The organism is Bradyrhizobium sp. MOS003 (genome assembly GCF_003020125.1).
In the GTDB taxonomy this organism is placed as follows: domain Bacteria; phylum Pseudomonadota; class Alphaproteobacteria; order Rhizobiales; family Xanthobacteraceae; genus Bradyrhizobium.
Map to the genome: position 1 here is coordinate 38,016 of NZ_PYFW01000001.1, position 18,429 is coordinate 56,444.

The 18,429-nt window shown below is 64.8% G+C and carries 15 protein-coding genes; 2 read left to right on the forward strand and 13 right to left on the reverse strand.

What is annotated here, in order from left to right:
* Positions 1-128 precede the first annotated feature (128 nt).
* The gene (locus C7G42_RS00200; RefSeq protein WP_106947114.1) at positions 129-2,339 is read right to left on the reverse strand and encodes a primosomal protein N'; all 2,211 of its coding nucleotides are present in this window, start codon (positions 2,337-2,339) and stop codon (positions 129-131) included.
* A gap of 112 nt (positions 2,340-2,451) precedes the next feature.
* On the opposite strand from C7G42_RS00200, the gene C7G42_RS00205 reads away from it, so the two are divergent.
* Positions 2,452-3,417 carry a tyrosine recombinase XerC gene (locus tag C7G42_RS00205; protein WP_106947115.1) on the forward strand — a complete coding sequence of 322 codons (966 nt, stop codon included), beginning with the start codon at positions 2,452-2,454 and terminating at the stop codon, positions 3,415-3,417.
* A 101-nt stretch (positions 3,418-3,518) separates the two neighbouring features.
* On the forward strand, positions 3,519-4,109 hold the full coding sequence (locus tag C7G42_RS00210) for a DUF4337 domain-containing protein (protein WP_106947116.1): 591 nt from the start codon (positions 3,519-3,521) through the stop codon (positions 4,107-4,109).
* A 134-nt stretch (positions 4,110-4,243) separates the two neighbouring features.
* Here C7G42_RS00210 and C7G42_RS00215 read toward each other — a convergent pair whose 3' ends face one another.
* From C7G42_RS00215 to C7G42_RS00270, 12 genes are all read right to left on the reverse strand, one after another.
* Positions 4,244-4,774 carry a hypothetical protein gene (locus tag C7G42_RS00215; RefSeq protein WP_106947117.1) on the reverse strand — a complete coding sequence of 177 codons (531 nt, stop codon included), beginning with the start codon at positions 4,772-4,774 and terminating at the stop codon, positions 4,244-4,246.
* Positions 4,775-4,808: 34 nt separating this feature from the next.
* The gene (gene lpdA, locus C7G42_RS00220) at positions 4,809-6,209 is read right to left on the reverse strand and encodes a dihydrolipoyl dehydrogenase (protein WP_106947118.1); all 1,401 of its coding nucleotides are present in this window, start codon (positions 6,207-6,209) and stop codon (positions 4,809-4,811) included.
* Positions 6,210-6,266: 57 nt separating this feature from the next.
* Positions 6,267-7,028: an SDR family oxidoreductase gene (locus tag C7G42_RS00225; RefSeq protein WP_106947119.1), complete on the reverse strand. Its 762-nt coding sequence runs from the start codon at positions 7,026-7,028 to the stop codon at positions 6,267-6,269.
* Positions 7,029-7,080: 52 nt separating this feature from the next.
* A complete protein-coding gene (gene odhB, locus C7G42_RS00230; protein ID WP_106947120.1) occupies positions 7,081-8,322 on the reverse strand; it encodes a 2-oxoglutarate dehydrogenase complex dihydrolipoyllysine-residue succinyltransferase in 1,242 nt (413 codons plus the stop codon).
* A 160-nt stretch (positions 8,323-8,482) separates the two neighbouring features.
* Positions 8,483-11,452 carry a 2-oxoglutarate dehydrogenase E1 component gene (locus C7G42_RS00235; RefSeq protein WP_106947121.1) on the reverse strand — a complete coding sequence of 990 codons (2,970 nt, stop codon included), beginning with the start codon at positions 11,450-11,452 and terminating at the stop codon, positions 8,483-8,485.
* Positions 11,453-11,588: 136 nt separating this feature from the next.
* Positions 11,589-12,473: a succinate--CoA ligase subunit alpha gene (sucD, locus tag C7G42_RS00240; RefSeq protein WP_106947122.1), complete on the reverse strand. Its 885-nt coding sequence runs from the start codon at positions 12,471-12,473 to the stop codon at positions 11,589-11,591.
* A 33-nt stretch (positions 12,474-12,506) separates the two neighbouring features.
* Complete coding sequence (locus C7G42_RS00245) at positions 12,507-12,986, reverse strand: DUF1579 family protein (RefSeq protein ID WP_106947123.1); 480 nt, start codon at positions 12,984-12,986, stop codon at positions 12,507-12,509.
* A gap of 4 nt (positions 12,987-12,990) precedes the next feature.
* Positions 12,991-14,187: an ADP-forming succinate--CoA ligase subunit beta gene (gene sucC, locus C7G42_RS00250; RefSeq protein WP_106947124.1), complete on the reverse strand. Its 1,197-nt coding sequence runs from the start codon at positions 14,185-14,187 to the stop codon at positions 12,991-12,993.
* 212 nt (positions 14,188-14,399) lie between these two features.
* Positions 14,400-15,368 carry a malate dehydrogenase gene (mdh, locus tag C7G42_RS00255; protein ID WP_106947125.1) on the reverse strand — a complete coding sequence of 323 codons (969 nt, stop codon included), beginning with the start codon at positions 15,366-15,368 and terminating at the stop codon, positions 14,400-14,402.
* A gap of 260 nt (positions 15,369-15,628) precedes the next feature.
* Positions 15,629-16,816, reverse strand: a complete 1,188-nt coding sequence (gene zapE / locus C7G42_RS00260) for a cell division protein ZapE (protein WP_106947126.1) — start codon at positions 16,814-16,816, stop codon at positions 15,629-15,631.
* A 210-nt stretch (positions 16,817-17,026) separates the two neighbouring features.
* Positions 17,027-17,563, reverse strand: a complete 537-nt coding sequence (gene thpR, locus C7G42_RS00265) for an RNA 2',3'-cyclic phosphodiesterase (protein WP_106948794.1) — start codon at positions 17,561-17,563, stop codon at positions 17,027-17,029.
* A 174-nt stretch (positions 17,564-17,737) separates the two neighbouring features.
* Positions 17,738-18,382: an arylesterase gene (locus tag C7G42_RS00270; RefSeq protein ID WP_199580578.1), complete on the reverse strand. Its 645-nt coding sequence runs from the start codon at positions 18,380-18,382 to the stop codon at positions 17,738-17,740.
* Positions 18,383-18,429 lie beyond the last annotated feature (47 nt).

Consider the following 18,429-nt stretch of genomic DNA (forward strand, 5'->3'; position numbering starts at 1 on the left):
AGAGGAGAGTTCGCTCGGCTCCCACAACGTCATTGCGAGCGCAGCGAAGCAATCCAGATCTTTCCGCGGAGAGTTTCTGGATTGCTTCGTCGCAAGGGCTCCTCGCAATGACGTGGAGGGAGCGGGAGCTACAAGAAGCTCTGCGGATCGACGTCGACTTCGAGCTTTTGATTGCCCGTCGGCTTCGGGCAGACCGCGAGCCAGTTGCGCAGATAGTCCGAGAGGTCGAAGCCGCGCGCCGATTTCACCAGGATGCGGAAGCGGTAGCGGCCCTTGATGACGGCGAGCGGCGCCTCCGCCGGTCCCAGCACAACCACGCGCTCGTCGCGCGGGGCGAGCGCAACGATACGGCGGCCGAGGCCTTCGGCGCTCGGTCGGTCGCCCGCGGAGATGATCAGGCTGGCGAGCCGGCCGAACGGCGGATACAGCGTGCGCTCGCGCAAGTCGATCTCGCTGTCGTAGAAGGCCTCGCGATCGCAGGCAATCAGCGCCTTCATCACGGGATGATCAGGCTGGTGGGTCTGGAGATAGCCGACGCCGCGGCCCTGCTCGCGCCCGGCGCGGCCGATCACCTGGTTGAGCAATTGCCAGGTGCGTTCCGCCGCGCGCGGATCGCCGTTGGACAGGCCGAGATCCGCATCGACCACGCCGACCAGATTGAGCCGCGGAAAATTGTGGCCCTTGGCCACCAGCTGCGTGCCGATGATGATGTCGACGCGGCCCTCCGCGATCTCGGCAAGCTCGGAACGCATGGTCTCGATCGAGGTGATGAGATCGCTCGACAGCACCATGGTGCGCGCGTCCGGAAACAGCGCCGCTGCTTCCTCCTGCAAACGCTCGACGCCGGGCCCGACCGCCACCAGCGATTCTTCCGCCGAACAGTTCGGGCAGAGATGCGGACGCGGCATCGAGAAGCCGCAATGATGGCAGACCAGGCGCTGGCGAAAGCGGTGATCGACCAGCCAGGCATCGCAAATTGTGCAGGCGAAGCGATGGCCGCAGCCGCGGCACAGCGTCAGCGGCGCGTAGCCGCGACGATTGAGGAACAGCAACGCCTGCTCGCGCTTTTCGATCGCTTTTCTGATTTCGCCGGCAAGCCGCGGCGAGATATAGCGGCCCCGCGCCGGCGGCTCGCGGCGCAGGTCGATGGCCTCGATATGCGGCATGTGCTGGCCGCCGAAGCGCGAGGGCAGCGCGATGCGCTGATAGCGGCTCTTGCGCGCATTGACCTCGGACTCGACCGACGGCGTCGCCGAGGCCAGCACGACCGGGATCTTGGCGATATGCCCGCGCACCACCGCCATGTCGCGGGCGTGGTAGTGCACGCCCTCGTCCTGCTTGTAGGCCTGGTCGTGCTCCTCATCGACGATGATCAGGCCGAGATTGGCGTAGGGCAGAAACAGCGCCGAGCGCGCGCCGACCACGACCGGGGCGGTGCCTGCTGAGATCGCCGCCCAATTGCGGGCGCGGGTGCGCGGGGTCAGCTCGGAATGCCATTCGATCGGCCGTGCGCCAAAGCGTTGCGCGAAGCGATCGAGGAACTGGCCGGTGAGCGCGATCTCCGGCATCAGGATCAACGATTGCCCGCCGCGACGGATGGTTTCAGCAACGGCCTCGAAATACACCTCGGTCTTGCCCGAACCGGTGACGCCGTCGAGCAACGCGACGTGAAAGGTACCGTTGGCCGCAAGCGCGCGCATCGCGTCCACACCGGCACGCTGCAGCGGCGAAAAATCCGGCCGGCTGAAATCGGGATCAGGGCTGGGCGGCGGCGCAGGCGGCGGCATCGGCTCGACCGTGAGCGTGCCTTCGTCGACGAGGCCGTCGATCACGCCCGCGGAGACGCCCGCCTCTTTCGCCGCCTCCGACTTGCCGTGCAGCAGCCGGTCCGACAGCACCTCGATCAGTCGCTGGCGCGCCGGGGTCAGCCGCTTCGGGGGATCGCCGACCAGGCGCACGCCGGGACGCACGCGCTCGGGACCGAGATTCTCGCCCATCCGCAGGCACATGCGCAGCACCATGCCGCGCGGGCTCAGCGTGTAATTGGCGACCCAGTCGACCACCGCCCGCAGCTCGGGCTTGAGCGGCGGGATGTCGAGCTTTTCGCTGACCTCCTTGAGACGATTGTGCAGGCGGGGATCGGGATTGGCGTTCTCCCCCCAGACCACGGCCAGCACCTCGCGCGCGCCGAGCGGCACGCCGACGAGATCGCCCGCCTTCAGCTCCATCCCGCGCGGCACCTTGTAGGAATAGGTCTGGTCGAGCGCGACCGGCACCAGCACGTCGACCATGCCGGTCGCGCTGGTGGGGGCGGTGGTGCTGCGCGGCGTGTGATCCATGAACGGAGAATCGGAACCCGGGGGCTTGAAGGCTAGCGTCCAGGGGCTGCCTTAGCGAACGATAAACGAGTGTGATGCGATATACTGGGTGGAATCATTACGTCCAGTGCGCATGAGCAAGGCCGCCGCCCCACCACTCGAGCTCGCCAGCGCCGATCCTTCGATCGCGCAGGAGATGACGCGCTGGCTGTCGCATCTCGGCGCCGAGCGGCGGCTGTCGCCGAAGACGCTGGAAGCCTATGGCCGCGACTTGCGGCAATGCCTGAATTTCCTGTGCAGCCATTGGGGCGAGCGCGTCACGCTGGAGCGCTTCGCGGCGCTGGAAGCCACCGATGTCCGCGCCTTCATGGCGATGCGCCGCGCCGACGACATTGCCGGCCGCTCGCTGATGCGCGCGCTGGCCGGCCTGCGCTCGTTCGGTCGCTTCCTCGAGCGCGAAGGCAAGGGCAAGGTCGGCGCACTCTCGGCGATCCGTGCACCGAAAGTGGCCAAGACCTTGCCGAAGCCGCTGCCGATGGCATCGGCCAAGCGCCTTGCCGATGCCGACGAGCGGGCCAGCGAGGATCGCGAGACCTGGATCCTGGCGCGCGATGCCGCGGTGATGGCGCTGTTGTACGGCTCCGGCCTGCGCATCTCCGAGGCGCTCGGCCTGAAGCGCCGCGAGGTGCCGCGTCCCGGCGAGGGCGACGTCTTGATCGTAACAGGCAAAGGCAACAAGACCCGCATGGTGCCGGTGCTGCAGAACGTGCTGGAGCTCGTGCAGGGCTACGTCGCGATGTGCCCCTATCCGCTGCCCGCCGAAGGCCCGATCTTCGTCGGCGCGCGCGGCGGCCCCTTGAGCCCGCGCATCATCCAGCTCGCGATGGAGCGGCTGCGCGGCGCGCTCGGCCTGCCCGACAGCGCGACGCCGCACGCACTCCGGCATTCCTTTGCCACGCATCTGCTGTCACGCGGCGGGGATCTGCGCGCCATCCAGGAATTGCTCGGCCATTCCTCGCTCTCGACCACGCAGATCTACACCGGCATCGATTCCGAGCGCCTGCTGGAAGTCTATGCCAGCGCGCATCCACGGCGGTGAACGCCACTGATTCCTGACATGAAGCTGTCACAGCGCGCGTGCCTCTTGCGCTGGCCGCGCGGTTCGGTCAATCGTTGCGGAACCAAGGCAGGAGGGGAATCATGAGCGCACATGAAAGCATGGAGCATGCCGAGCACGCCGAACACGCGTCCGGCTCGAACAAGAAGATCGCGCTCCTGATCGCCGTGCTGGCGCTGTTCCTGGCGATCTCGGAAACGCTCGGCAAGGGCGCCCAGACCGAATCGATCAGCAAAAACGTCGAGGGCGCAAATCTCTGGGCTTTCTTCCAGGCTAAGAGCATCCGCCGTACCGTGGTGGTGACCGCAGCAGAGCAGGGCAAGCTGACGCTGGCCGGCACCACCGACGACGCCATGAAGGCCGTGGTGCAGAAGCAGGTCGACGACTGGACCAAGACCGCGCAGCGCTACCGCTCCGAGCCGGAGACCGGCGAAGGCACCGAGCAGCTCGCCGAGAAGGCCAAGCACGCCGAGCACGAGCGCGACGAGGCGACCGCGAAATACCATCATTTCGAGCTGGCGTCCGCCGCCTTCCAGATCGGCATCGTGCTGGCCTCAGCCACCATCATCACCGGCATGTTCGCGCTGGCCTATGTCGCCGGCATCCTGACGCTAGGCGGCATCCTCATGACCGCGCTCGGCCTGTGGTGGCCGCATCTGGTGCATTTGCATTGAGGGGTTGAGGCCGGCCCTCACCGCGTCATTGCGAGGAGCAAAGCGACGAAGCAATCCAGAATCTCTCCGCGAAAGACTGGATTGCTTCGCTGCGCTCGCAATGACGGCGGCACGAAGCGGGCCTTCTCAACGGCTCACCGCGCCTGGTGCACGCTCTTGCGGAAGCGCTGGATCAGACGCAGCGTGCGGGACGACCAGCCTTCGCCGTTACCGGAGATCAGCTCGCGGATGCGACGCTTGATCGGGTCGACCAGCTCGGACGCCTTGGCGCGCAGCTTGAGCACCAGATCGTAGATGCGCTCGAACCAGCGCATCTCGAGCAGCTTGTCGCGCGTGACGTCGAACACGAAGGCGGTGACGCCGACGCCGAGCATCTTGGCGAACAAGAACGTGGACATGCCGGTGAGCCAGTATTCATGCGTGAGCAGATACAGGCCGACCAGCTTGAGCGGAAACAGCGGAAGGATCGGCACCGCGAACACGATCAGCGTCATGGCCGGCGGGAGCGCATCGACACGCTCCGTCAGCCATTGCTTGAAGCGTGCGAGCGGAATGATTGCGACAATCCGCGCGACGATCGGTTCGAGATGGTCCCACAGCCAGGCCTCGATCAGGAAGATGATCGCAAGCAGGACCCAGACCGGTTGAAGAAGGCGGCGCAACATGTGTTTCCCGCCCGATTCGGCGCTGGGCGCGTTGCTACATATGGATGGCCCGCTTGCCGACTGCAAGCGCAGCCTCCTTGACGGCCTCCGACCGGGTCGGATGCGCGTGGCAGGTGCGCGCGAGATCTTCCGCACTACCGCCAAACTCCATGAGAACGCAGGCTTCATGGATCATTTCGCCGGCTTCTCGGCCGATAATGTGCACGCCGAGCACGCGATCGGTCTTCGCATCTGCGAGAATCTTCACGAAGCCGTCGGTGGTCTGGTTGACCTTGGAGCGGCCGTTCGCGGTGAAGGGAAACTTCCCGACGGTATAAGCTACGCCCGCCTGCTTCAGCTCCTCCTCGGTCTTGCCGACGGAAGACACTTCCGGCGTGGTATACACGACGCCCGGGATCACATCGTAATTCACGTGGCCGGCTTGCCCCGCGATGATCTCCGCGACCGCAACACCTTCGTCCTCGGCCTTGTGCGCGAGCATCGGGCCTGCGACGACGTCGCCGATGGCATAGACGCCCTTCACGCTGGTGGCGAAATGCGGATCGATCTGCACGCGGCCACGGGGATCGAGCGCGACGCCGGCCTCTTTCAGGCCGAGCGCGTCGGTGTAGGGCACGCGGCCGATGCAGACCAGAACGACGTCGGCCTCCAACGTCTCGGCGGCGCCGCCGGCGGCGGGCTCGATCGTCGCCTTCAGCGTCTTGCCTGACGTGTCGACGGCGGTGACCTTGGCGCCGAGCTTGAACGCAAAGCCCTGCTTTTCCAGGATGCGCTGGAATTGCTTGGCGATCTCGCCGTCCATGCCCGGCAGGATGCGATCGAGGAATTCGACGACGACGACTTCGGCGCCGAGACGCTTCCACACCGAGCCGAGCTCGAGGCCGATCACGCCGGCGCCGACGATCAGCAGCTTGCCGGGGACCTTGTCGAGCGAGAGCGCGCCGGTCGAGGACACGATGCGCTTCTCGTCGATCTCGATGCCCTTGAGGCGTGCGATGTCGGAGCCGGTGGCGATCACGATGTTCTTGGTCTCGATCGTCTGCGACTTGCCGTCGGCAGAGACTTCGACCTTGCCGGTTCCCAGGATCTTGCCGGTGCCCTTGAGCACGTCGACCTTGTTCTTCTTCATCAGGAACTCGACGCCCTTGACGTTGCCGTCGATGCCCTGCTGCTTGAAGTTCATCATCGCGGGCAGATCGAGCTTCGGCGAGGACACCGACACGCCCATCTTGGCGAAGGAGTGTCCCGCTTCCTCGAACATTTCGGACGCATGCAACAGCGCCTTCGAGGGCATGCAGCCGACATTGAGGCAAGTGCCGCCGAGCGTGGCGTTCTTTTCGACCACGGCGACCTTCATGCCGAGCTGGCTGGCGCGCACCGCGCAGACATAACCGCCAGGTCCGGTGCCGATGACGACGAGATCGTAGGTAGCCATGAGAGAAAGTCCCGTAGGTTTAGCGTGATGAGATCGTGTCAGCGTCCGCGCGGCGCGTCAGCGTCCGCCTGATACATCGAGCGTGGCTGCAGTGACGTAGGAGGCCTCGTCCGACATCAGCCAGACGATGGCGTTGGCGATTTCGTCCGCGGTGCCGACGCGCTTCATCGGCACCATATGCGCCAGGCGATGATGCCGGTCGGGCTCGCCGCCGGAGGCGTGGATTTCGGTGTCGATCAGGCCGGGGCGGATACCCGCAACGCGAATGCCTTCACCCGCAACCTCATAGCCGAGGCCGGTGGTGAAGGAATCGATCGCGCCCTTGGACGCTGCATAATCGACATAGGTGTTGGGCGCGCCGAGCTTGGCAGCGACCGACGACAGATTGACGATGACGCCGCCCTTGCCGCCGTGCCTGGTCGACATGCGCTTGACGGCTTCGCGTGCGCAGAGGATGGAGCCGGTGACGTTGACCGCCATCACGCGCTGGATGCGCTCGGCCGACATTTCGTCGACGCGCACGCCGCTCGTCCCGACGATGCCGCCGTTGTTGACGAGCGCGCCGAGGGTGCCGAACTTGTCGGCTTGCTTGAACAGGTCGACGATGTCGCGCTCCTCGGCGACGTCGCATTTCACCGCGATCGCCTTGCCGTTGCTGGCCTCGATCAGCGCGACCACCTCGTCGGCGGCCTTCTTGTTGCTGGCATAGCCGACCACGACCCGGTAGCCGCGCGCGGCCGCCGCAAGCGCGGTCGCCCGCCCGATGCCGCGGCTGCCGCCGGTGATGACAACGACTTTATCCGTCACGCGCGCCTCCATGGTTCGACACGCGCCGTCGCACGGAGCGACGGCGCTCGCAGAGCATCAGGAATCAGAGATCGAGCACCAGGCGCGCCGGATCTTCCAGGCTCTCCTTGACGCGAACCAGGAAGGTGACGGCTTCCTTGCCGTCGATCACGCGGTGATCGTAGGACAGCGCCAGATACATCATCGGGCGCACCTCGATCTTGCCGCCGACGACCATCGGCCGCTCCTGGATCTTGTGCATGCCGAGGATGCCGGACTGCGGCGCGTTCAGGATCGGGGTCGACATCAGCGAGCCGTAGATGCCGCCATTGGTGATGGTGAAGGTGCCGCCCTGCATCTCGTCGATCTTGAGCTGGCCGTCACGGGCGCGGCGGCCGAAATCGGCGATGCCCTTCTCGATGTCGGCGATCGACTTGTTGTCGCAGTCGCGCACCACGGGCACGACGAGGCCCTTGTCGGTGCCGACGGCGACGCCGATGTGGTAGTAGTTCTTGTAGATCAGGTCGGTGCCGTCGATCTCGGCGTTGACGGCCGGGATGTCCTTCAGCGCCTGCACGACGGCCTTGGTGAAGAAACCCATGAAGCCGAGCTTGGAGCCGTGCTTCTTCTCGAACGCGTCCTTGTAGTGCGCACGCAGCGCCATCACGTTGGTCATGTCGACCTCGTTGAAGGTCGTCAGCATGGCCGCGGTGTTCTGCACGTCCTTGAGGCGGCGCGCGATGGTCTGGCGCAAGCGGGTCATCTTGACGCGCTCTTCGCGGGCGGCGTCATCGGCCGGCGAAGGCGCGCGCACCTGCACGGCGGCGGCGGGTTGGTTGACCGGGGTCGGCGCCGAGGCCGCACGCTCGATCGCAGCGAGCATGTCGCCCTTGGTGACGCGGCCGTCCTTGCCGGAGCCCGGAACGGTGGAGGCATCGACGCCGGTCTCGGCCGAGAGCTTGCGCACGGACGGGGCGAGCGGCGCGTCGGCCGGCGGCGCCTTCGCGGCCGGAGCCGGTACGGCAGCAGCAGCGGCGGCAGGAGCAGCAGCGGCGGGCTTGGCGGGCGCAGCAGCGGGCTTGGCCGCACCTGCACCATCGGTGATCTGGCCGAGCAGCGCGCCGACCGCAACCGTCGTACCGTCGGCGGCGATGATCTCGCTCAGCGTCCCCGCGGATGGCGCCGGGACTTCGATGGTGACCTTGTCGGTCTCGAGCTCCACCAGGGGCTCGTCGACCGCGACGGGGTCGCCGGCCTTCTTGAACCAGCGGCCGATGGTGGCCTCGGTGACGGATTCGCCGAGCGTCGGCACACGAATTTCAGTCATGGTCTTTTCCTTAAGGGATCGCCAATGCGGTCGTGAATTTAAACGTCATGCCCCGCGAAGGCGGGGCATCCAGCACATCGCGACGTTCGTTCTCATCACGAGAGTCGCGGTGTACTGGATTGCCCGCCTTCGCGGGCGATGACGGCGTCCTAAAAAATTCTCAGCTCAGTGCTTCGTCCAGGAACGCCTTTAACTGAGCCTGATGCTTGGACATCAGACCCGTGGCGGTCGCGGCGGAAGCGGCGCGGCCGACATAACGCGGACGCCGGCTCGCGCCGTTCACCTGGTTCAGCACCCATTCCAGATAGGGCTCGATGAAGTGCCAGGCACCCATGTTGCGGGGCTCTTCCTGGCACCACACCACTTCGGCCTTCTTGAAGCGAGACAGCTCGGCCACCAGCGCCTTCAGCGGCACCGGATAGAGCTGCTCGACGCGCATCAAATAGATGTCGTCGATGCCGCGCTTCTCGCGCTCCTCGTAGAGATCGTAATAGACCTTGCCGGAGCACAGCACGATGCGGCGGACCTTCTCGTCCGGAACGAGCTTGATCGGCTCGCTCGGCAGCATCTGGGCGTCATCATAGAGAATGCGATGGAACGTCGTTCCCTTCGCGAGCTCCTCGATGCGCGACACCGCCCGCTTGTGGCGCAGCAGCGACTTCGGCGTCATCAGGATCAGCGGCTTGCGGATCTCGCGATGGAGCTGCCGGCGCAGCACGTGGAAGTAGTTCGCCGGCGTGGTCGGGTAGACCACCTGCATGTTGTCTTCCGCGCACATCTGCAGGAAACGCTCCAGACGCGCCGAGGAATGCTCCGGTCCCTGGCCCTCATAGCCGTGCGGCAAGAGGCAGACGAGGCCGGACATGCGCAGCCATTTGCGCTCGCCCGAGGAGATGAACTGGTCGAACACGACCTGCGCACCGTTGGCGAAATCGCCGAACTGGGCTTCCCAGAGGGTCAGCGTGTTCGGCTCGGCGAGCGAATAGCCGTATTCGAAGCCGAGCACGGCTTCTTCCGACAGCAGCGAGTTGATGACCTCGTAATGGCCTTGCTCGTTGCCGAGATGGTTGAACGGCGTGTAGCGGCTCTCGTCCTCCTGGTCGATCAGGACCGAGTGGCGCTGCGAGAAGGTGCCGCGCTCGGAATCCTGGCCGGACAGGCGGACATGGTGTTTCTCGTTGAGAAGCGTGCAGAACGCCAGCGCCTCGCCGGTCGCCCAGTCGATGCCCGCGTTGCCGTCGATCGCCTTGGCGCGGTTTTCCAGGAAACGCTGGATGGTGCGGTGGACGCGAAAACCATCCGGCACCTTGGTGATCTTGCGGCCGATGTCCTTCAGCGTGGCGATGTCGACGCCGGTGACACCGCGTCGCGCATCCTCCTCCTGATCGGCGATCTTGAAGCCGGCCCACTTGCCGTCGAGCCAGTCGGCCTTGTTCGGTTTGTAGCCGGAGCCGGCTTCGAGTTCGGCATCGAGCCGCGCGCGCCAGTCCGCCTTGGCCTTTTCGACCTCGCCCTCGGTCAGCACGCCTTCGCTGATCAGGCGACGGGCGTAGAGTTCGAGCGTGGACGGATGGGCCGCGATCTTCTTGTACATCACCGGCTGGGTGAAAGCCGGCTCGTCGCCTTCGTTATGGCCATGCCTGCGATAGCAGAACATGTCGATGACGACGGGCTTGTGGAATTTCTGCCGGAACTCGGTCGCGACCTTGGCCGCGAACACGACGGCTTCCGGATCGTCGCCGTTGACGTGGAAGATCGGCGCGTCGATCATCTTCGCCACATCCGACGGATAGGGCGAAGAGCGCGAGTAACGCGGATAGGTGGTGAAGCCGATCTGGTTGTTGACGATGAAGTGCACGGAGCCGCCGGTACGGTAGCCCTTCAGGTCGGACAGACCGAAGCACTCGGCCACCACGCCCTGGCCGGCGAACGCGGCGTCGCCATGCATCAAGAGCGGCATCACGGAGATGCGCATGTCAGGCGGATCGCCGTGCTGGTCCTGCTTCGCACGCACCTTGCCGAGCACCACGGGATCGACGATCTCGAGATGCGAGGGGTTGGCGGTCAGCGACAGATGGATGCGGTTGCCGTCGAACTCGCGGTCCGAGGACGCGCCAAGGTGATATTTGACGTCGCCCGAGCCTTCGACCGCGTCGGGATTGGCCGAGCCGCCCTTGAACTCGTGGAACAGGGCGCGGTGCGCCTTGCCCATCACCTGCGTGAGCACGTTGAGGCGGCCGCGATGCGGCATGCCCAGCACGATCTCCTTCACGCCGAGATTGCCGCCGCGCTTGATGATCTGCTCGAGCGCGGGGATCAGCGATTCGGCGCCGTCCAGACCGAAGCGCTTGGTGCCGGTGAATTTGGTGTCGCAGAACTTTTCGAAGCCCTCGGCCTCGACCAGCTTCATCAGGATGGCGCGGCGACCTTCGCGGGTGAACGAGATCTCCTTGTCCGGACCCTCGATGCGCTCCTGGATCCAGGCCTTCTGCGCTGCGTTGCTGATGTGCATGAACTCGACGCCGAGCGTCTGGCAATAGGTGCGCTCGCAGATCGCGGTGATCTCGCGCAGGCTGCCGTATTCGAGACCGAGCACGTGGTCGAGGAAGATCTTGCGGTCGAAATCGGCTTCGCTGAAGCCGTAGGTGCGCGGGTCGAGTTCTTCGCGGTTGCGGGGAGCTTCGATGCCGAGCGGGTCGAGCTTGGCGTGGAAGTGACCGCGCATGCGGTAGGCGCGGATCAGCATCAGGGCGCGGACGGAATCGCGTGTCGCCTGGAGCAATTCGGCGGACGAAATACCGGCACCCTTGTCGCCCGCCTTGGCCTGGGCCTTGGCGGCAATCTTGCTGCCGACCGCCTTCTCGACTTCCGCCCAATTGCCGTCGAGCGCGGAGGTCAGGTCATCCTGCGGCGTCAGCGGCCAGTTGGCGCGCTCCCAGGACGGGCCCTGGGCGTTCTTCCGGACGTCGTCCGGCTGGTCCTTCAGGCTCTTGAAGAACTCCTGCCACTCGGCGTCGACCGAGGACGGGTCCTTCTCGTAGCGGGCGTAGATTTCGTCGATGTAGGTGGCGTTGGTGCCCTGCAAAAAGGAGGACAAGGCAAAGGCTGCGTTCGCGTCCTGGCGAGACATACTGGAGTTCCTGGCAATTTCGGTTGCGCATAGCAAACGGCGCTGGCACCGAGCTCCCCGGCAGAGGCTCGGCGCGACAGGCACCCTTTACCCTATTTGCTGCGAAACTTCGCCCGGAAAAGTACGAAGAAGTGAATTAGCTTTTCAACTTTTCGGCAAGCGTGTGTCCGAGGCGGGCGGGAGACGGAGAGACTGTAATCCCTGCCGATTTCATTGCGTCGGTCTTGGAACCGGCGTCGCCTTTACCGCCCGAAATGATCGCGCCGGCATGGCCCATGCGGCGGCCGGGAGGCGCGGTCACGCCGGCAATGAAACCGACCATCGGCTTCTTGCGGCCACGCTTGGCCTCGTCCTTGAGGAACTGGGCGGCGTCCTCCTCGGCGGAACCACCGATCTCGCCGATCATGATGATCGACTCGGTCTTGGGGTCGCCGAGCAGCATCTCGAGCACGTCGATGAACTCGGTTCCCTTGACCGGGTCGCCGCCGATGCCGACCGCGGTGGTCTGGCCGAGGCCTTCCTGGGAGGTCTGGAACACGGCTTCATAGGTCAGCGTGCCTGAGCGGGAGACGATGCCGACCGAGCCGGTCTTGAAGATGTTGGCCGGCATAATGCCGATCTTGCACTCGCCGGCGGTCATGACGCCCGGGCAGTTCGGCCCGATCAGGCGCGACTTGGAGCCGGCCAGCGAACGCTTCACGCGCACCATGTCGATGACCGGAATGCCTTCGGTGATGCAGACGATCAGCGGGATCTCGGCGTCGATGGCCTCGCAGATCGCATCGGCCGCGCCCGGCGGCGGCACATAGATCACCGACGCATCCGCCCCGGTCTTCTCACGCGCCTCGCGCACGGTGTCGAACACCGGCAGGCCCAGATGCGTCGCACCGCCTTTGCCCGGCGAGGTGCCGCCGACCATCTTGGTGCCATAGGCGATCGCGGCCTCCGAATGGAAGGTGCCGTTCTTGCCGGTGAAGCCCTGGCAGATGACCTTGGTGTTCTTGTCGATGAGGATGGACATGAGGTCTGCTTTCGCGAACTAACGAGTGAGAGGTCAGTGGATGCGGCGGTAGACGCCGGTAAGCACGTCAGCCCAGCCTTCCGCGTCCGGCGAGAACTGAATCTTCAACGAATAGGAATTGTCGTCGATGGTTTCGTAGACGTGGCGCGCATTGCCGCGGAGCGAGCCGCGCACCAGCGTGAGGGTCTTGCCGACCCACCCGCCGGAAGCGGGCGAGGGTGGCGTGTATCCGAGCGAATCGTACCAGAACAATTTGTAGGTCCGGTCGTCGCGGTCGTAGGTGAAGATGCCGTGGGTGGCGAAGACCTGCTTGCCGTCGCGCATCTGGACGCTGTCCTGGATCAGGTAGAACCCATTGAGGTCCATGCGCGCGACGGTGCGCGAGGTCGCCGGCCCGCCGTCGGTCCAGCGCGACGGGAAGACCACCTCTTCGCCATCCCATTCGCCGGCGAACGCGGCGAGGCGCGCGTGCTCGGCAAGCGGGGATGATGCAGCGAGATGGTCCTGGGCCATGGCGTTAGCCTCCCTTGACGGCCTTCACGATCTTCTGCGCGGCGTCGTCGAGATTGTCGGCCGGCACGACGTTCAGGCCGGATTCACGGATGATCTTCTTGCCGAGCTCGACATTGGTGCCTTCGAGGCGGACGACCAGCGGCACGCTGAGGCCGACTTCACGAACCGCAGCTGTGACGCCCTCGGCGATCACGTCGCACTTCATGATGCCGCCGAAGATGTTGACCAGGATGCCCTTCACGTTGGGATCGGCGGTGATGATCTTGAACGCGGCGGCGACCTTCTCCTTGCTGGCGCTGCCGCCGACGTCGAGGAAGTTCGCCGGCGCCATGCCGTAGAGCTTGATGATGTCCATCGTCGCCATGGCAAGACCTGCGCCGTTGACCATGCAGCCGATATTGCCGTCGAGGGTGACGTAGTTGAGGTCGTACTTGGACGCCTCGATTTCCTTGGCGTCTTCCTCGGTCTCGTCGCGCAGCGCGAGAACCTCGGGATGACGGAACAGCGCGTTGTCGTCGAACGACACCTTGGCGTCGAGCACGCGGAGCTGGCCCTGCTTGGTCACGACCAGCGGATTGATCTCCAGCATCGACATGTCCTTGGCGACGAACGCCGCGTAGAGCTGTGCGGTGAGCTTTTCTGCCTGCTTGGCAAGATCGCCGGATAGCTTCAGCGCATTCGCGACGGTACGGCCGTGGTGCGCCATGATGCCGGTGGCAGGATCGATCGAGAAGGTCACGATCTTCTCGGGGCTGTTGTGCGCGACGTCCTCGATGTTGACGCCGCCCTCGGTCGAGACGACGAAGGAGACGCGCGAGGTCTCGCGGTCGACCAGGATCGAGAGATAGAATTCCTTGTCGATGTCTGAGCCGTCCTCGATGTAGAGACGGTTGACCTGCTTGCCGGCGGGGCCGGTCTGGATCGTCACCAGGGTGGCGCCGAGCATCTGCTTGGCGAATTCGGTGACCTCAGCGGCCGATTTGGCGATGCGGACGCCGCCCTTGTCGCCGGCCGAGGCTTCCTTGAACTTGCCCTTGCCGCGGCCGCCGGCATGGATCTGGCTCTTCACCACATAGACCGGACCCGGCAGCGCCTTGGCGGCGGCTTCCGCATCGGCGGCCTTCAGCACCGGCACGCCCTTGGAGATCGCGACGCCGAACTCGCCCAGCAGCGCTTTGGCCTGATATTCATGGATATTCATATGGTCGCTCCCTGAACCCGCGGGCGGTGACCTCTTGGGCCCACCTCAGTCTTGTGGCTGGCATACCATATACCACAGGAACTGCAAACCCGGATTCTCTGCCTTCAAATCTCTGGACTGCCGGATCCGAAAACCCCCGCCAAGCTCGTCAGCGGGACCCCGGAAGTGAAACCGCCGAAGACCGGGTAGGTCTTCGGCGGGGGATGCTTGCATTACTTCCCGAGAAGATCGGGTGCGATCTTCTTGCAGGCGTCGACCAGGCCCTGCACGGCCCCGACCGACTTGTCGAAGGCCTCGCGGTCCTTGCCGGCGAGCTCGATCTCGACGACGCGCTCGACCCCCTTGGAGCCGATCACGATGGGCACGCCGACATACATGTCCTTCACGCCGTATTCGCCGTTCAGGTAGGCGGCCGAGGGCAGCACGCGCTTCTTGTCACGCAGATAGCTCTCGGCCATCGCGATTGCCGAAGCCGCCGGCGCGTAGAAGGCCGAGCCGGTCTTGAGCAGATTGACGATCTCGGCGCCGCCGTTGCGGGTGCGGTCGACGATCTCGTCGAGGCGCGCCTGCGAGGTCCAGCCCATCTTGACGAGGTCGGGCAGCGGGATGCCGGCGACAGTGGAGTACTTCACCAGCGGCACCATGGTGTCGCCATGGCCGCCGAGCACGAAGGCGGTGACGTCCTCGACCGAGACGTTGAACTCGTCGGCCAGGAAGTAGCGGAAGCGCGAGGAATCCAGCACGCCGGCCATGCCGACGACCTTCTTGTGCGGCAGGCCGGACGCCTTCTGCAGCGCCCAGACCATCGCGTCGAGCGGGTTGGTGATGCAGATGACGAAGGCGTCGGGGGCGTACTTCTTGATGCCGGCGCCGACCTGCTCCATGACCTTGAGGTTGATGGAGAGAAGATCGTCGCGGCTCATGCCGGGCTTGCGCGGCACACCGGCGGTGACGATGCAGACCTTGGCATTGTCGAGCGCTTCGTAGGAATTGGCGCCGGTGTAGTGGGCGTCGAAACCGTCGACCGGCGAGGACTGCGCGATGTCGAGCGCCTTGCCCTGCGGCACGCCTTCGGCGATGTCGAACATCACCACGTCGCCCAGCTCTTTCAGGCCGATGAGATGAGCCAGCGTTCCGCCGATCTGACCGGAGCCAATCAAAGCAATCTTGTCGCGCGCCATGTGAGCCTGTCCTTTAGACACGTAAGGAGGGAAAACTGAGACGGGTGGTTATCCCTTTCGCCTCCCCCGTTCAAGTCGCCGGATGCCCAATTGTCGGGCTTGGCGCGATAGCACCCATACAAGCCCGTGATTTCCGGGATGCGCCGACAGGCGCAGGCCCGGAATCCATCGGGCGGCAGAGTTGGGGGCGTGATGGATTCCGGGCTCGCGACTTTGTCGCGCCCCGGAATGATAGCGGTACCTTCGACCGAAATTAGGACTTAAGTCTCGACCAGCCCCTTGGTGGAGCCGCTGGCGGTGGAATCCTTGCGGCCGTGAGCCAGCGCCAGATAGGATTCCGAGCTCATCTCGATCAGGCGCGAGGCGGTCCGCTTGAACTCCATGGCCTCGGTGCCCTCATGGGCAAGGTAGAGCGAGATCGGGTTGGCATCGGCCGAGGCCATCAGCTTCACCGCATTGTCATAGAGCGCGTCGATCAGCGTGATGAAGCGCTTGGCGGCATTGCGCTGGGACAGGTCCATCACTGGAATATGGTCGACCAGGATGGTGTGATAGTCGTGCGCCAGCCTGAGGTAGTCCGATGCCCCCAGCGGCTTCTCGCAGAGATCGGCAAACGAGAACCGCGCCACGCCATGGGCCGAGCACGGCACATGCAGGATGCGGCCCTTGATCGAAATGTCGCGCGAGCGGCATTTGGCGCTGCCCGACATCCGCGACCAGGCGCGATCGAGCGCTGCGTCCGCGTCGCCATCTGCCGGCGTCAGCCACATCTGCACGCCCTGCAGTTTCTCCAGCCGGAAATCGGTGCGTGCATCGAGCCGCGCGACGTCCATGTGGTCGGTGATCTGCTTGATGAAGGGAAGGAACAGCGACCGGTTCAGGCCGCCCTTGTAGAGATCGTCGGGCGCGACGTTGGAGGTCGCGACCACGACGGTGCCGAGCTCGAACAACTTTGCGAACAGGCGGCCCAGGATCATCGCATCCGCGATGTCGGTGACGTGGAATTCGTCGAAGCAGAGCAGCCAGCTCTCCTCGAAGATCGCATTCGCCGTCAGCGCGATGACGTCGCCGTCGGCGATCTCGCCGCGCGCGATGCCCTGGCGGTAATCGTAGATGCGCTCGTGCACGTCCGCCATGAATTCGTGGAAATGCGCCCGCCGCTTGTGCTCGACCGAGGCGTGCTGGAAGAACAGGTCCATCAGCATGGTCTTGCCGCGGCCGACCTCGCCATGGATGTAGAGCCCGCGCGGCACCTCGTCCTTGTCGCTGCTGCTGAACAGGCGGGCGAGCAGGCCCTGCTTGCGCGCGGGCTTGTAGGTAGCGAGCCGCAGGTCCAGCGCGGCATAGGCTTCGGCAACCTCGGCCTGAGCGGCATCGGGCTCGATCGCGCCGGAGGCGATCTGGGCCTGATAGGCTTCACTGAAGTGGGAACTGGGGGTCGAGAGCATGCCCTTTACCGCCAGAGACGGGCGGAAATTGCAAGCCGTGAATTGGGGTCCGAGGTATGCGGATTCGTGTCCCGGACGCGCTGCAGCGCCCTTGCGCTGCTGCGTGGAGCCGGGACCCACCGTTTCGTTCATCGCCTCCGTGGAGCGATGGGCCCCGGCTCAGCAGCGCACCACTTCGTGGCGCGCTGCGTCCGGGGCACAAGAGCAGCGCTACTCACACAGCTCGTAGGCGTCCTCGACCACGTACGGGCCGCCGCCGGTCGATGCGCGCGACGAGAACAGCACGAAACGTTCGGCCGTGAACGCCTTGCTGGGGAAGTAGCCACGCATCGAGAGATAGTCGGCGACGTCGCGGTCGGTAGCGTCGTGGAGACGGGCGAGCGTGACATGCGGGATGAACTTGCGTCCCTCGGGATCGAGACCGATCCGCTGCATCATGCGTTCGAGCTCGGCCTGCAATTCCATCAGCGGCTTGCTCGGCGCGATGGTCGCAACGACGGCTCGCGGTTTGCGGCCGCCGAAACTCGTCAGCCCTTGCACCTTCACCTCGAAGGGCTTGCGGTCGACGCGAAACAGCATCGAGGCGATCTCGTTGGCGGACAGGCCGTCGATATCGCCGATGAAGCGCAGGGTGACGTGATAATTTTCGGGATCGATCCAGCGGGCACCGGGAAGGCCGCCCCGCAAATGGGAAAGCGTCTGGCTGACTTCAGCCGGGATTTCCAGACCAGTGAATAAACGCGGCATCGTTTCGCACTCCCGATGCTTGGGCATGATCCCTGGGAAGGATCATATCCAAATTTTAGAGCCGGTGACGAATCACCGGTACCCTGATTCCTATCGCGTTTGTGTGACTCTGCGAAGCATCGCGAACCTCACCCCGTTAAAACCCTGGGAATTAGGGTTAGCGTTGCCTGCTTTTCAACGTCGCTGCTCAGTGATCGTGCCAATGAATGCCTCTACGGTGGGCATGATGTTGGCAACGATGATGTCGACGCCTGCAGCGGTCGGATGAATGCCGTCGGCCTGATTGAGCTTGGCGTCGGCTGCAACGCCGTCGAGAAAGAACGGATAGAGCGGCACGTCGAATTTCTTCGCGAGGTCCGGATAAATCGAATTGAAGCGCGCGGCATAATCGGCGCCGTAATTCGGCGGCGCCAGCATGCCGCACAGCATCACCGCGATCTTGCGCGCCTTCAGCCGCTGGACGATGTCGGTCAACGCGGCGCGCGTCAAATCGGGATCGACGCCGCGCAGGGCGTCGTTGGCGCCGAGCTCGACGATGACGCCATCGGTCCCGTCGGGGACCGACCAATCGAGCCGGTCGCGGCCGCCCGAGGAGGTGTCGCCGGACACGCCGGCGTTGGTCATATCGACATCCAAGCCTTTGTTTTGTAATGATTTTTTTAGCTTGGCCGGGAATGCATCCTGGGCCGAAAGGCCAAGGCCCGCACTCAAGGAATCGCCGAGGACCACGAGCTTCACCGGCTTTGCCGCCGGCTGGGCCTGCAACGACGGCGTTGTCGCGATCGTCATCAAACCGAGCATCAACACGGCTATGTGCATGAACAATCCGTAACGCCTCTCGACCGCGCTAGCGGAGTTGCCATATG